Annotated in this window: 11 protein-coding genes; 7 read left to right on the top strand and 4 right to left on the bottom strand. The window is 67.1% G+C overall.

Annotated elements, in window-relative coordinates:
- Positions 1-67: 67 nt before the first annotated feature.
- Genes serS through FBY28_RS12320 form a run of 3 tightly spaced genes read left to right on the top strand, consistent with a single transcriptional unit; the run spans position 68 to position 3129 of the window.
- Positions 68-1321, top strand: a complete 1254-nt coding sequence (gene serS, locus FBY28_RS12330) for a serine--tRNA ligase (protein ID WP_141867111.1) — start codon at positions 68-70, stop codon at positions 1319-1321.
- Complete coding sequence (locus tag FBY28_RS12325; protein WP_141867109.1) at positions 1318-2121, top strand: DUF5718 family protein; 804 nt, start codon at positions 1318-1320, stop codon at positions 2119-2121. The genes serS and FBY28_RS12325 overlap by 4 nt, the downstream gene beginning before the upstream one ends.
- A gap of 6 nt (positions 2122-2127) precedes the next feature.
- Positions 2128-3129 carry an MOSC domain-containing protein gene (locus FBY28_RS12320; protein WP_141867107.1) on the top strand — a complete coding sequence of 334 codons (1002 nt, stop codon included), beginning with the start codon at positions 2128-2130 and terminating at the stop codon, positions 3127-3129.
- On the opposite strand, the gene FBY28_RS12315 is transcribed toward FBY28_RS12320, so the two are convergent.
- Together FBY28_RS12315 and FBY28_RS12310 are read right to left on the bottom strand one after the other, a co-directional pair.
- Positions 3126-3470 carry a hypothetical protein gene (locus tag FBY28_RS12315; RefSeq protein WP_141867105.1) on the bottom strand — a complete coding sequence of 115 codons (345 nt, stop codon included), beginning with the start codon at positions 3468-3470 and terminating at the stop codon, positions 3126-3128. The two genes, FBY28_RS12320 and FBY28_RS12315, sit on opposite strands and share 4 nt — an antisense overlap.
- On the bottom strand, positions 3467-5011 hold the full coding sequence (locus FBY28_RS12310; RefSeq protein WP_141867103.1) for a Rieske 2Fe-2S domain-containing protein: 1545 nt from the start codon (positions 5009-5011) through the stop codon (positions 3467-3469). Before FBY28_RS12310 ends, FBY28_RS12315 begins: the two co-directional genes overlap by 4 nt.
- Before the next feature lie 98 nt (positions 5012-5109).
- Here FBY28_RS12310 and FBY28_RS12305 point away from each other — a divergent pair, with 98 nt between their 5' ends.
- On the top strand, positions 5110-5883 hold the full coding sequence (locus tag FBY28_RS12305; protein WP_141867101.1) for a lysophospholipid acyltransferase family protein: 774 nt from the start codon (positions 5110-5112) through the stop codon (positions 5881-5883).
- An 84-nt stretch (positions 5884-5967) separates the two neighbouring features.
- Positions 5968-6813 carry an HAD family hydrolase gene (locus tag FBY28_RS12300; protein WP_216847645.1) on the top strand — a complete coding sequence of 282 codons (846 nt, stop codon included), beginning with the start codon at positions 5968-5970 and terminating at the stop codon, positions 6811-6813.
- On the opposite strand, the gene FBY28_RS12295 is transcribed toward FBY28_RS12300, so the two are convergent.
- Positions 6808-8400 (bottom strand): N-acetylmuramoyl-L-alanine amidase, encoded by a 1593-nt coding sequence (locus tag FBY28_RS12295; protein ID WP_141867099.1) that lies wholly within the window; start codon positions 8398-8400, stop codon positions 6808-6810. The two genes, FBY28_RS12300 and FBY28_RS12295, sit on opposite strands and share 6 nt — an antisense overlap.
- 118 nt (positions 8401-8518) lie before the next feature.
- Positions 8519-9529, bottom strand: a complete 1011-nt coding sequence (locus FBY28_RS12290) for a YML083C domain-containing protein (RefSeq protein WP_174241613.1) — start codon at positions 9527-9529, stop codon at positions 8519-8521.
- A 242-nt stretch (positions 9530-9771) separates the two neighbouring features.
- On the opposite strand from FBY28_RS12290, the gene glf reads away from it, so the two are divergent.
- Positions 9772-11001, top strand: a complete 1230-nt coding sequence (glf, locus tag FBY28_RS12285) for a UDP-galactopyranose mutase (RefSeq protein ID WP_141867095.1) — start codon at positions 9772-9774, stop codon at positions 10999-11001.
- Positions 10998-12935 (top strand): glycosyltransferase, encoded by a 1938-nt coding sequence (locus FBY28_RS12280; protein WP_141867093.1) that lies wholly within the window; start codon positions 10998-11000, stop codon positions 12933-12935. The genes glf and FBY28_RS12280 overlap by 4 nt, the downstream gene beginning before the upstream one ends.

Here is a 12935-nt window from a genome sequence, read left to right as displayed (position 1 = left end):
AGTTGTAATGTTATGTGGTTGTGGCCCGCGATTTCTGGCTGCGTACGGCGCAAGTAGGGTTACCGCCGTGATCGACCTCAAGCTGCTCCGTGACGATCCCGAGCGGGTCCGTGCCTCACAGCGTGCGCGTGGGGAGGACCCGGGCCTGGTGGACGCTCTGCTGGCCGCCGACGTCGCCCGGCGCGCGGCGGTATCCGCCGCCGATACGCTGCGCGCGGATCAGAAGATAGCCAGCAAGTCGGTGGGTAAGGCCTCGCCGGAGGAACGTCCCGCGCTGTTGGCCCGCGCCAAGGAGCTGGCCGACGAGGTCAAGGCCGCCGAAGCCGCCCAGGCGGAGGCGGAGGCGGCGTTCACCGCCGCACACATGGCGGTCTCCAACATCATCGTCGACGGGGTGCCCGCCGGGGGTGAGGACGATTTCGTGGTCCTCGACACCGTGGGAACACCGGCGGAGATCGAAAGCCCTCGCGATCACCTCGAGCTGGGTGAGGCGCTGGGGCTGATCGACATGGAACGCGGTGCCAAGGTCTCGGGCTCGCGGTTCTACTTCCTGACCGGCCGCGGCGCCCTCCTGCAGCTGGGTCTGCTGCAACTGGCGGTCCGGCTGGCCACCGAGAACGGTTTCACGTTGATGATCCCGCCGGTGCTGGTGCGCCCTGAGGTCATGGCGGGCACCGGGTTCCTGGGCTCGCACGCCGACGAGATCTACCACCTCGACGATGACGACCTCTATCTCGTCGGCACCTCGGAGGTGCCGCTGGCCGGTTATCACAGCGACGAGATCCTGGACCTCTCCGACGGTCCCAAGCGCTACGCGGGCTGGTCATCGTGTTTCCGTCGGGAAGCCGGCAGCTACGGCAAGGACACCCGCGGCATCATCCGGGTGCACCAGTTCGACAAGGTCGAGGCGTTCGTCTACTGCCGCCCCGAGGACGCCGAGGCCGAGCATCAGCGGCTGTTGGGCTGGCAGCGGGAGATGCTGGCGGCCATCGAGGTGCCCTACCGGGTGATCGACGTCGCCGCCGGCGACCTGGGCTCGTCCGCGGCGCGCAAATACGACTGTGAGGCATGGGTTCCCACCCAGAGCACCTACCGCGAGCTGACCTCGACATCGAATTGTTCGACGTTCCAGGCCCGCCGGTTGTCGACCCGCTACCGCGACGAGAACGGTAAACCGCAGATCGCCGCGACCCTGAACGGCACACTGGCGACCACGCGCTGGCTGGTGGCGATCCTGGAGAATCATCAGCGCGCCGACGGCAGTGTCCGGGTGCCCCCGGCGCTGGTGCCCTACGTAGGTGCGGAGGTACTGACACCGTGATCGACATCGATATCGAGGAGCTGCGCTCGTGGTTCGGCTTCGGGGTGGCGGGCAACTTCGCCGGGCATCTCGAACAAGCCGGCGAGGCAGTCGATTTCGCGAATGTGCAGAGCCACGGCGCCGCACCCAAGGGGATCTTCCCGTGGTACGCCCCGGGGGCCGACGGTTTCCTCGGTGAGTTCCCGCTCTCGCACGACTCCATCACCCTGCCGGCCAGCGACGAACCGCTGAACCTGCAGATCGAGCCCGAGGTGGGTCTGGCCTGCCGGGTGCACTGGAACGGCGACACAGTCGCCAGGCTGGAACCGTTCGCGCTCGGCGCGTTCAACGACTGCTCGATCCGACGCCCCGGTGCCCGCAAGATCAGCGACAAGAAGAACTGGGGCCCGGCATCCAAGGGTGTGGCACGGCGGTTCTACGACATCAGTGATCTGACCCCCGACGGTCCGACGGCCACCCTGCGGTTGGTGTGTTTCCTGCGCGGTGCCGACGGTCAGGAGCGGGAGTACGGGGTCGACAGCCCGTTGCTGGGCTACTCCTATTACGGCGAGGTCTTGCTGGACTGGATCACCGAACGGCTGGCCAATCAGAAGGGCTCCGAGGACACTCCACTGGAGGACGTCGGTGCGCTCATGGTGGCCTCCGGACATCCGGAGAATGTGCTGATCGGCATCGGGGCCACCAAGTACACCGCGCTGGGGGAGTCGACGTACCTGACCGCGGGTGATCAGGCCGTGGTGCGCGTCTATGACACCGCTTCCGACGCCATATCCGAACTGCGCCAAACGGTTTCGGGATAGGCCGCGGTGACCGTCCAGCCCGCTGTGCCCAAAGTGGCCGAGCTGTGGCGCTTTCCGGTCAAGTCGATGGGCGGCTGCCGGGTGGATCGGGTGTCCGTCGACGCGCGCGGCGTGCACGCCGACCGATTGTGGGCGGTCCGCGATGTCGACAAGGGTGTGACGGCGTCGGCCCGTCGCATCCCTGCGCTGTTGGGTTGCACCGCGCGCTATCTCGTCGAACCGGATGAGCAGGCCGGCCCCGGCCGTGTCCCCGCGGTGGCCGTCACCTTCCCCGACGGGCGTGAGCTGACCAGCGACGACCCGGGGATCCACGCGGCACTCTCGGAGATGGCGGGCCGCCAGGTTCGGTTGACCGCCCTTCCGCCGGTCGGGGACACCAGTGCCCACCGGATGAAGATGGTCGATTCGCTGGACAACTATCGTCCCGAGCAGGTGCGCAAGGACTTCGGGCTCGCCGACGGCGAACCGCTACCGGACACCTCGGTGTTCCCGGCCAGGGACATCATCACCCTGGCCCGCTACTCCACGCCGCCGGGCACCTTCGTCGACCTCGCCCCGCTGCATCTGATGAGCACCGCCAGTCTGCGGAACCTCACCGGCGGTGCCGAAGCGCTCGATGTGCGCAGGTTCCGTCCGAACGTGCTGATCGACCTCGCCGGCGACGAACGCTCGTTCCCCGAATCTGACTGGGTGGGTGGCGAACTGAGCATCGGCTCGGCCCGGCTCAAGGTGACCATGCCGACCATCCGATGTGTCGTGCCGACCCGCCCGCAACCCGGTATCGAGCTGGACAAGACCATCACCCGGGCGCTGGCCGAGCGCACCGACCGGTTCCTCGGGGTGTACATCGAGGTGCGGACTCCCGGTGTGCTGAGCGTCGGCGACGAAGTGCACGTGCACGCCGCCGAACCGCCGACCGCGCTGCAGCGGGCGACCATGAGCGTCACCCGGTCGGCCACCAGGGCCGGGCAGTGGCTGCTGGAGCAGACGGTGCTGCGGGTGCGCTAGCCGCCGAGCAGTTCGTCGAGGACGCTGACGAACTCACCGGGACGCAACGGTGTGAACGCCGGCGCGGGCTGGGTGCCCGGCACGTCCAGGATCACCAGGGTGGACTTGATGGGCCGCCAGATGTCCAGCGGCATCCACCGACGCGGATCGGTACTTCCCCAGATCCGGAAACGCTCGGTGATCAGGCCGAGGGATTCGGCCCGGTAGGAGCGCACGGCGCGCAGCGGGACCACCTTCGAGGTCCCCGACGGGAAGTGGTAGCGCCGCAAGGTGATCGCCTGGCGATCCAGCAGCACCATGCCGTCGTCGTAGACCGGGGAATCCGACTGCGGCGCGGTCATAATCGCGCGGTTCGCAGGGGGTGGCCCTTGGCGGTCAGGCAGCGGCCGTTCTCCAGGTTCCATTGCCAGCCGTGCAGATTGCAGGTCAGTGTATTGCCCTCGACCACACCGAACTTGGACAGATCGGCCTTGAGGTGTGGGCAGCGCCGTTGGATCTCCCAGCCGGCAAGGGTGGTCGAGGCGCTGTCATCGTGCGCCTCGGCGAACCAGCCGTCGGCGTAGGCGATGCGCTCATCGGTGAGGCATTTGAAGAATGTGTACAGATACTCGTTGTATCCGCCGACCCGCCACGCCTGGAACCGGGTGGACAGGAAGATGGTGTTCACCCAGTCCGGTTCGTTGTCGCGGACGACGGTGCGCACCAGCTCTGGTGCGATCGCGAATCCGTAACGGAACTTCTCGTCGGGAATCGCCTCGCGCACAGCGCGTTTGGGGAAATCGAGCACCACGGTCTCCGGGCCGATGCGCAGTTCCACCGGATAGCCGATGCCGTCGCAGATCTGATCGGAGGCCAGCATGATGGGCTCGAACAGCGCGCGCAACGGTTCCAGCAGCGGCTCGCCCTCGGCAGGCGCCCAGGACGCCTTCTCGGCCGCCAGGACGGGGGCCTGGCGCTGCGCGTAGGCCTCGATGTAGTCGGCCTTGCCGGTGGTGAACACCGACTCGGGATCGTCGATCGGGTGGGTCAACGAATTCAGTTCCGGGCCGGTGAAATCGGCTGTCGAGCCGGGAACCATCAGCAGGCCGCCGTTGTGTCCGTGGCTCTTCATCTGGTCGAGGAAGACCATCTGGTCGGGGAAGATGTTGGCGGGATCGCCATGGTCGTCGTTGAGATCGCGTAGTTCCGCGTCCAGGAAGCACGGCGGCCCGGCCGAGGGCACCACCCAGCTGGCACCCACCTGTGCGATGTACTGGCGGCAACGATCCATCTGCCGCTGCCGTTTCTGGACGCCGAAGGCCTCCTTGGCGCGCGCGGGCATGTCGTAGACCATCGGGTACCAGATGGCACCGGAGTACTGCAGCATGTGCACGTCGATGTGGCCGAATTCGGACACCAGGACATCCAGGTCGATGGGCCGGGCGTCGTTCATGTTGAAGGCGGTCGTGGTGCCGTCGGAGACCACCAGTCCGGAGTCGCCGATCGGGCCGTCGGCGGGTGCCCGCAGCGCGATGATCATCACGTCGAGGTCACCCTTAACACCGCTGACGCGGTGTTTGACGGAGTCGGTGGTCTCGAAGAAGGTGTGAAAGCCCAGGGCTTCGAGCTCCCGACGCAGATCCGGCACCGGGTAGTCGGGCAGCAGCACGGTGGCGTCCTTGTTGACGTGCGCGCGCAACAGGGCCGGATCGAAGTGGTCCTTGTGCAGATGGCTGACGTAGAGATAGTCGCAGTCGCCGAGGGCGTCCCAGTCCAGTCCGGAGTTGTCCGGGAAGGGGAACCACGAGGCGAAGTAGGCGGGGTTGACCCAGGGGTCGCACAGGATGCTGCCTGCCTCCGTCTCGATCCGGAAACCGGCGTGTCCGATGCTTGTGACCTGCACGTATAGCCCCTTTGGTGGTCCGTTACCCGATGACGAGTTTACCGCCAGCGCGGATGCTCTTCCGCCTCGGCGCACAGCGAGTGGCTACGCTTACTCCCGTGGAGCCGGTATACGGGACTGTCATTCAAGCCGCCCGCCTGGTGTGGCGGTTGCAGGGCTTGAAGTTCACTGTCACCGGGGTGGAGAACCTGCCGGTCACCGGTGGTGCGGTGATCGCGGTCAACCACACCAGCTACTTCGATTTCACCTTCGCCGGTCTACCCGCCTACAAACAGGGGCGCGGCCGCAAGGTGCGTTTCATGGCCAAGAAAGAGGTCTTCGATCACAAGATCGGTGGACCCATCATGCGCAAGCTGCGCCATATCGAAGTCGACAGGGACAGCGGGGCCGGCTCCTTCACGGCGGCCTGTGCGGCGCTGCGGGCCGGTGAACTGGTGGGTGTGTACCCGGAGGCCACCATCAGCCGCAGCTTCGAGATCAAGGCGCTGAAGTCCGGTGCGGCCCGCATGGCCATCGACGCCGATGTGCCGATCATCCCGCACATCGTCTGGGGAGCCCAGCGCATCTGGACCAAGGGGCATCCCAAGAACATGCGCAGGCCCAAGGTGCCGATCTCGGTCGCGGTGGGGGAGCCGATCTACCCGACGTTGCCGCCGGCCGAGCTCACGGAGTTGTTGCGCCACCGTATGCAGCATCTGCTCGAGCAGGTTCAGGATGACTACGGTCCGTATCCGGCCGGCGAGTTCTGGGTGCCGCACCGGTTGGGCGGCGGCGCCCCGACCTTGGCCGAGGCCGACCGGATGGACATGGAGGAAGCCGCCGAGAAGGCAGCCCGACGCGCGGCGCGGGAGCGCGGTGAGTCGCCGGAGTAGGCGAGCCCGCGTTCCCACCTATGACGTTCGAGTTTTGAGGATGGCGATGACCGCTGTGTTGCACCGAGACCACCCATCTCACCCATGCCCCGTCGCGGGTCGGGCGGGGTGCCGGTGATGCTGCCCGCCCTGATCGCCACCGATGTCGACGGCACGCTGCTCGACCAGCACGAACGGGTGACCCCACGGACGGCCGCCGCGGTCCGCGCGGCGGTGGATGCCGGCGTCCGGTTCGTGCTGGCCACCGGCCGGCCGCCGCGCTGGATCCCGCCGGTGGTCGAGCAGCTCGGTTTCGCGCCGATGTCGGTGTGCGCCAACGGTTCGGTGATCTACGACCCGGCCACCGATCGCATCCTCTCGGCACGCACGCTGTCGGTCGAGGCGCTGGCGCGGCTGGCCGATATCGCGGCACGGGTGATCCCCGGCGCCGGTCTTGCCGTCGAGCGGGTGGGGCGCAGTGCCCACGATGCGGCGACCCCGCAGTTCGTCAGCTCTCCCGGTTACGAGCACGCCTGGTTGAACCCGGACAACACCGAGGTGTCCCTTGAGGATCTGCTCAGCGCGCCTGCGGTCAAACTGCTGATCCGCAAGGCCGGCGCGCAGTCGGGGGACATGGCCGAGGCGCTGGCACCGTATGTCGGCAGCGAGGGTGACCTCACGTACTCGACGAACAACGGCCTGATCGAGGTGCTTCCGAGCGGTCTGAGCAAGGCCACCGGTGTTGCCGAGGTGGCCGGACCGCTGGGAATCGCGGCAGGCGACATCATCACCTTCGGCGATATGCCCAATGACATCCCGATGCTGCAGTGGGCTGGTCTCGGGGTGGCGATGGGTAACGCTCATCCGGAGGCCAAGGCCGCGGCAGACGAAGTCACAGCCCCGAACACCGAAGACGGGCTGGCCCAGGTCCTGGAACGCTGGTGGTTATAGCTTTCCGGCGCTGATCGGGGTGAATCGCTCCAGCTGTACCGGTGAATGCTCGGCGGCCGGAACCTCGTGGGGGACACCGTCGATGACTCGGGTGACGGTGCCGTGCTCACGGTCGAAGTTCAGCGTTCCGTGTTGGAAGTTCTGCTTGATCCACAGCGGTTCCTCGATCTCGCCGCTGGTCGGCAAGCCCAGTGCACCGCGTTCGAATCCCAGTGTGCCCCAAGCGTCATAGATGGCGCCGGTGACCGGTTGGGCACCCGATTCGGGAGACCAGTACATCGCCCCGTGGTCGAACGTGGCGTAACGGGCTGTTCCGAACCCGGAGGACTCCGGTGAGGTCGGCATGCCCAGCGGTCCCTTCTCGCTGCCCTCGGACTGCCATTTGGCGAAGATGGCGCCGCCGCGCAGTGCGTCGACCAGATCCTGTTGTCCGGGTGGGGCATTGAAACGTGCCGCGATATCGCGCAGCAATCCCATCTGGGCGTAGGCGGCGGCACCGGGGCATTCGGTGTTGCCGACGTCGCGGTGGGTGAAGATGGTGGGCAGGGTCGGTGTGGCGCCGCGCGGGAACAGGGTGAAGCTGCCGCCCGCGGAGGTCAGTGCGACGGTGCCGCGCGGGTCGACCCGATCCAGGCCCAGTCGCCAGCCCAGCAGCCGTCCGGTGGTGCGCAGCTGGATCGGTGTCGGCGGTTCGGCGTTGAAGTCGCCGATCATCGCCACACCCCAGGTATCGGTGTTGAATCCTCCGGTGTGCGCGCCCTGTACGGCGCGGTCCATCCCGCCGGCGCGCCCCTCGAAGACCTGGCCGTACCGGTCGACCAGCGCGTTGTAGGCCATATCGCACCAGCCCAGCGTGCGGGCGTGGTACTCGTAGATCGACCGCACGATCGCGGCGGAATCCTCCGGTGTGTAGTCGTTGCTGCCCGCGGTGTGGTGCACCACCCCAGCGCGGATACCGCGGTCATAGATGGGTGCGCCGCAGCGCAGCGACTCGTCGGCTCCCCACTGCGCCCGCGAGATGATCTGCGGCGCCTGGCCCGGCACGGTGACCGCCGCGGGCGGCGGGATCTGGATGTCGACCGGCGCCTCGGGCGGGCTGATGAGGACGGCGTTGACGTTCTGCGGCAGCGGGTGTGCGACATTGGCCGGGATGTAGCCCAGATCCGCCGTCGGTTTCGGCTCCGGTGCGGGGGTATGGGTGACCGCGATCTGCACCGCATTGGTACGGCCGACGAAAACCGGTTCGGTGCCGTGCGTGGCCTGTGCGTCGGGGCCGATACCGTCGAGCGCCTCGGCGGTGTACCAGGGGCCCCAGCTGCCGTCGGCGCGTTGCGCCCGGACCCGGGCACTGGTGCCCTCAAGATCCTCTGCCGTCAGCGCCACCAGCGAAAACGGGGTGTCCTGCCGGATCTCGCGAATCGTCTCACCGGTACCCAGATCGCGTAACGGTTGCTGGGTGATGGCGGTCGCCGATGTTTTCGTGGATGCATCGTCGCCGGGGAGGCCGGTGATGGCCCAGGGCAGGATCGCGACCGTACCGAGCACTGCGGACAGCAGTAGCGACGGTGTTGGACGGCGACGCGGCACAAGCAAATGTTACGTATGTGCTTGGTGTTACCAGTGTTGCGACACGCCTGCACATAACGGCACCGCAGAGCCACGCTGGCTTCTGCGGTGCCGTCAGGTGACAGGCTTTGCGGGCCGATTACGCTCCGGCGGCCGATGCCGCGGCCGCGGCCGCGCCCGTGGCGGCCTCTGCCGCACCGAGTGCCGGCGCCGCTGCGGCCGGGGCTGCCGCGGCTGCGGGAGCAGCTGCCGGGGCCGCGCTCTTGACCGCCGACATGATCGCCGGCATCACCATGCCCTTGAGCAGGTCGATCGCCTGCCCGGCGCCGAGCTGTTCGGCGGCGCTGTTGATGGTGCCCAGCAGTCCGCCGCTACCGGGGGCGGCGATCGGCGCCGCCAGCGACGGCTCGGCTCCGAGGATCGGGTAGGTACCCGCCATCGGATCCAGGCCGATCGGCGCGGCGATCGGGATCTCACCCGGCAGCCCCACGCCGCCCAGACCCGGATCGGTCAGGCCCACGGGGCTGGTCAGGCCGGGAGCGGTCAGCGAGGTCGGCGACAGTGCGCCCGGTGACAGCGATGGTCCGGCAGCGCCTACCGGCGGAATGCTCAGGCCGGGTGTGCTGAGCTCCGGCGTGGTCAAGCCTGGCGTGGTCAACCCCGGTGTCGTAAGCCCCGGTGTCGTCAACCCGGGCGTGGTGAGCTCGGGTGTGGTCAGACCGGGCGTGGTCAGACCTGGGGTCGTCAGACCGGGCGTGGTCAGTTCGGGGGTCGTCAGACCCGGGGTGGTGAGCCCCGGCGCGGTCAGGCCCGGCGAGGTGAGGCCCGGAGAGGTCAGACCGGGCGAGGTGAGCCCCGGCGATGCCAGGCCGGGGGAGGTCAGCGTCGGGCTCGCCGCCGAGGCACCGGACAACAGGCCGGTGGGGATCGGGGGCATGTTGACGCCGAACTGCGACAGGCCCTGCGATAGCGCCGAGAACAGCTCCATCGGCAGGTCGGTGATCATCGCGGCGTGCACGAACTCGCGATGCTGCGGTTCCTTCGCCTCGGACATCTCGGATACGGCGGCAATGGCAACTGGACTTGCGACGGCCAGGGCGGCGACTGCGCTCATGGCTGTCGAGAGCTTGCGTCGACGTCGGTTCGGCACGGAAGTCTCCTCAATACATGGACTACGTGTGTTTTTCGGGTGTTGCTCGGGTGACACGGTTGGCGTTGCGACGGTTCTCGTGCCCCGGTAACCGTCGAGCTGCCAACGCGTTTGATGGTACTGCTGTGACTACTGGGTCTAGAGTGACGATGCGGAATCGTGAGCGAATCGCGACCTGCCGTTCGACCGGGCATGTCACACGTTTCGGGTCGGCGGGGCCCGGTCGGATACCCTTGCTGCCGATGACCGATCAATCTCCTGGCCTGGCCTCCGACCGCTTTGACCTCATCATCGTGGGATCCGGATTCTTCGGCCTGACGATCGCCGAGCGCGCGGCCACCCAGCTCGGCAAGCGCGTGCTCGTCGTCGAGCGACGCTCCCATATAGGAGGTAACGCGTACTCGGAGGCGGACCCCGACACGGGTATCGAGATCCATCGGTACGGCGCGCACCTGTTCCACACGTCCAACAAGCGGGTGTGGGACTACGTACGCAACTTCACCGACTTCACCGGCTACCAGCACCGGGTGTTCGCCCTGCATGCCGGCCAGGCCTACCAGTTCCCGATGGGACTCGGTCTGGTCTCGCAGTTCTTCGGGCGGTACTTCAGCCCCGACGAGGCGCGCGCGCTGATCAAGGAGCAGGCCGCCGAGATCGACACCGCCGATGCGCAGAACCTGGAAGAGAAGGCCATCTCGCTGATCGGTCGTCCGCTCTACGAGGCCTTCGTCAAGCACTACACGGCCAAGCAGTGGCAGACCGACCCCGCCGAGTTGCCCGCCGCCATCATCAATCGGCTGCCGGTGCGCTACAACTTCGACAACCGGTACTTCAACGACACCTATGAGGGGCTGCCGGTCGACGGTTACACCGCCTGGCTGCAGAACATGGCGGCCGACGAGCGTATCGAGGTGCGACTGGACACCGATTGGTTCGACGTCCGCGACGAGCTCAGAGCGCAGAGCCCGGCTGCCCCGGTGGTCTACACCGGCCCGGTGGATCGCTACTTCGACTATGTCGACGGCCGCCTCGGCTGGCGCACGCTGGATTTCGAGACCGAGGTGCTCCCCACCGGTGATTTCCAGGGCACACCCGTCATGAACTACAACGACGCCGACGTGCCGTTCACCCGCATCCACGAGTTCCGGCACTTCCATCCCGAGCGCGATTATCCGAGCGACAAGACGGTGATCATGCGGGAGTTCTCCCGCTTCGCCGAGGCCGATGACGAGCCGTACTACCCGATCAACACCGACGCCGACCGGCGTCTGCTGGCCGGGTATCGCGAGCGGGCAAAGGCCGAGACCGCGACGGCCAACGTGCTCTTCGGCGGACGGCTGGGCACCTATCAGTACCTCGACATGCACATGGCGATCGCCAGCGCGCTCAACATGTACGACAACATTCTGGCGCCGCACCTGCGCGACGGTGCTGCGCTGAACGCCAACGACGAAGGCAGCAACCCATCATGAGCGACATCCCATCCGGAGCACTGGACTCGACCGAGTCGCGTGCGGTGAGCCTGCTGTCGCGGATCATCCTGCCGCGACCCGGCGAACCGCTCGATGTCCGCAAGCTCTACATCGAGGAATCCGAGACCAACGCCCGACGTGCGCATGCGCCGACCCGCACCACCCTGGAGATCGGTGCCGAGTCGGAGGTGTCGTTCGCCACCTATTTCAACGCCTTCCCGGCCAGTTACTGGCGGCGTTGGTCGATTCTGCAGTCGGTGGTGTTGCGTGTCGAACTGACCGGCACCGCCCGCATCGACCTCTACCGCTCCAAGGCCACCGGCGCTCGGATCACCGTCGGCGGCACCGAGGCGTCCAGTGTCGGTGAGGCGCCCGCGGTCGTCGAGTTCGAGGTCGAACTCGCCCCGTTCGAGGACGGCGGCTGGATCTGGTTCGACATCACCACCGACACCACGGTGACGGTGCACAGCGCCGGGTGGTACGCCCCGGTGCAGGCGCCCGGCCGGGCCGATGTGGCCATCGGCATCCCGACCTTCAACCGGCCGGCCGACTGCGTGAGCGCGCTGGCCGCGCTGACATCGGATCCGTTGGTCGACAAGGTGATCAGTACGGTCATCGTCTCCGATCAGGGCAACAACAAGGCCAAGGACCATCCCGGATTCGCGGCCGCGGCGGACGCACTCGGTGACCGCTTGATGATTCGCTACCAGCCCAACCTCGGCGGGTCCGGGGGCTACAGCCGGGTCATGTACGAGGCGTTGAAGAACACCGAGTGCGAACAGATCCTGTTCATGGACGACGATATCCGCGTCGAGCCGGACTCCATCCTGCGGGCACTGGCCTTCAACCGATTCGCCAAGGTGCCGACGCTCGTCGGCGGGCAGATGCTCAACCTGCAGGAGCCCAGCCACTTGCACGTCATGGGCGAGATGATCGACTCCGAGAACTTCATGTGGACCGGCGCGGTCAACACCGAATACGACCACAACTTCGCCAAGTACCCGCTGAACTCCGAGGAGCACGAGCGCAGCCGGATGCTGCACCGCCGCATCGATGTCGACTACAACGGCTGGTGGATGTGCATGATCCCGCGCAAGGTGGCCGAGGAACTGGGCCAGCCGCTGCCGCTGTTCATCAAGTGGGACGACTCGGAGTACGGGCTGCGCGCGAGCGAACACGGCTATCCGACGGTCACGCTGCCGGGTGCGGCCATCTGGCACATGGCCTGGAGCGACAAGGACGATGCCATCGACTGGCAGGCCTACTTCCACCTGCGCAACCGGCTGGTGGTGGCGGCCCTGCACTGGGACGGCAAGATCGGTGGTCTGGTTGCCAGCCATCTCAAGGCGACTCTGAAACACCTGCTCTGCCTTGAATACTCGACGGTCGCCATCCAGAACAAGGCGATGGACGATTTCCTCGCCGGGCCCGAGCACATCTTCTCGATCCTGGAATCCGCGCTGCCGGAAGTCCGCGCAATGCGCCAGCAGTTCCCGGACGCCGTGGTGCTGGAGAGTGCCACCGCGTTGCCTGCCCCGTCGGACAAGAGGTGGCGCAAGAAGGTCGCCATCCCGACCAACCCGGTGTCCATCGTGTCCCGGTTGACACGCGGTGTGGCCCACCAGCTCTCACCGCACGATCCGGCGCACCATGTGCGTCCGCAGATCAACGTCGCCACCCAGGACGCCCGGTGGTTCTCGCTGTGCACGGTCGACGGGGTCACCGTGACCACCGCCGACGGTCGCGGTGTGGTGTACCGACAGCGCGACCGGGAGAAGATGTTCGGGCTGCTGCGCGAGTCGCTCAAACGGCAACTGCTGTTGGCCCGTAAGTTCGACAGAATGCGCAAGGTGTACCGCGCCGCGCAGCCCGAGCTCACCAGCCCTCGGCGCTGGGAGGCCGTCCTGAACCAGTCGGCGCTGGAGCGGGCCTGA

The organism is Arthrobacter sp. SLBN-53 (genome assembly GCF_006715585.1).
In the GTDB taxonomy this organism is placed as follows: Bacteria; Actinomycetota; Actinomycetes; order Mycobacteriales; family Mycobacteriaceae; genus Mycobacterium; species Mycobacterium neoaurum_A.
The sequence above is the reverse complement of the archived record's forward strand: the minus strand, read 5'-3'. Positions and strand labels throughout refer to the sequence as shown.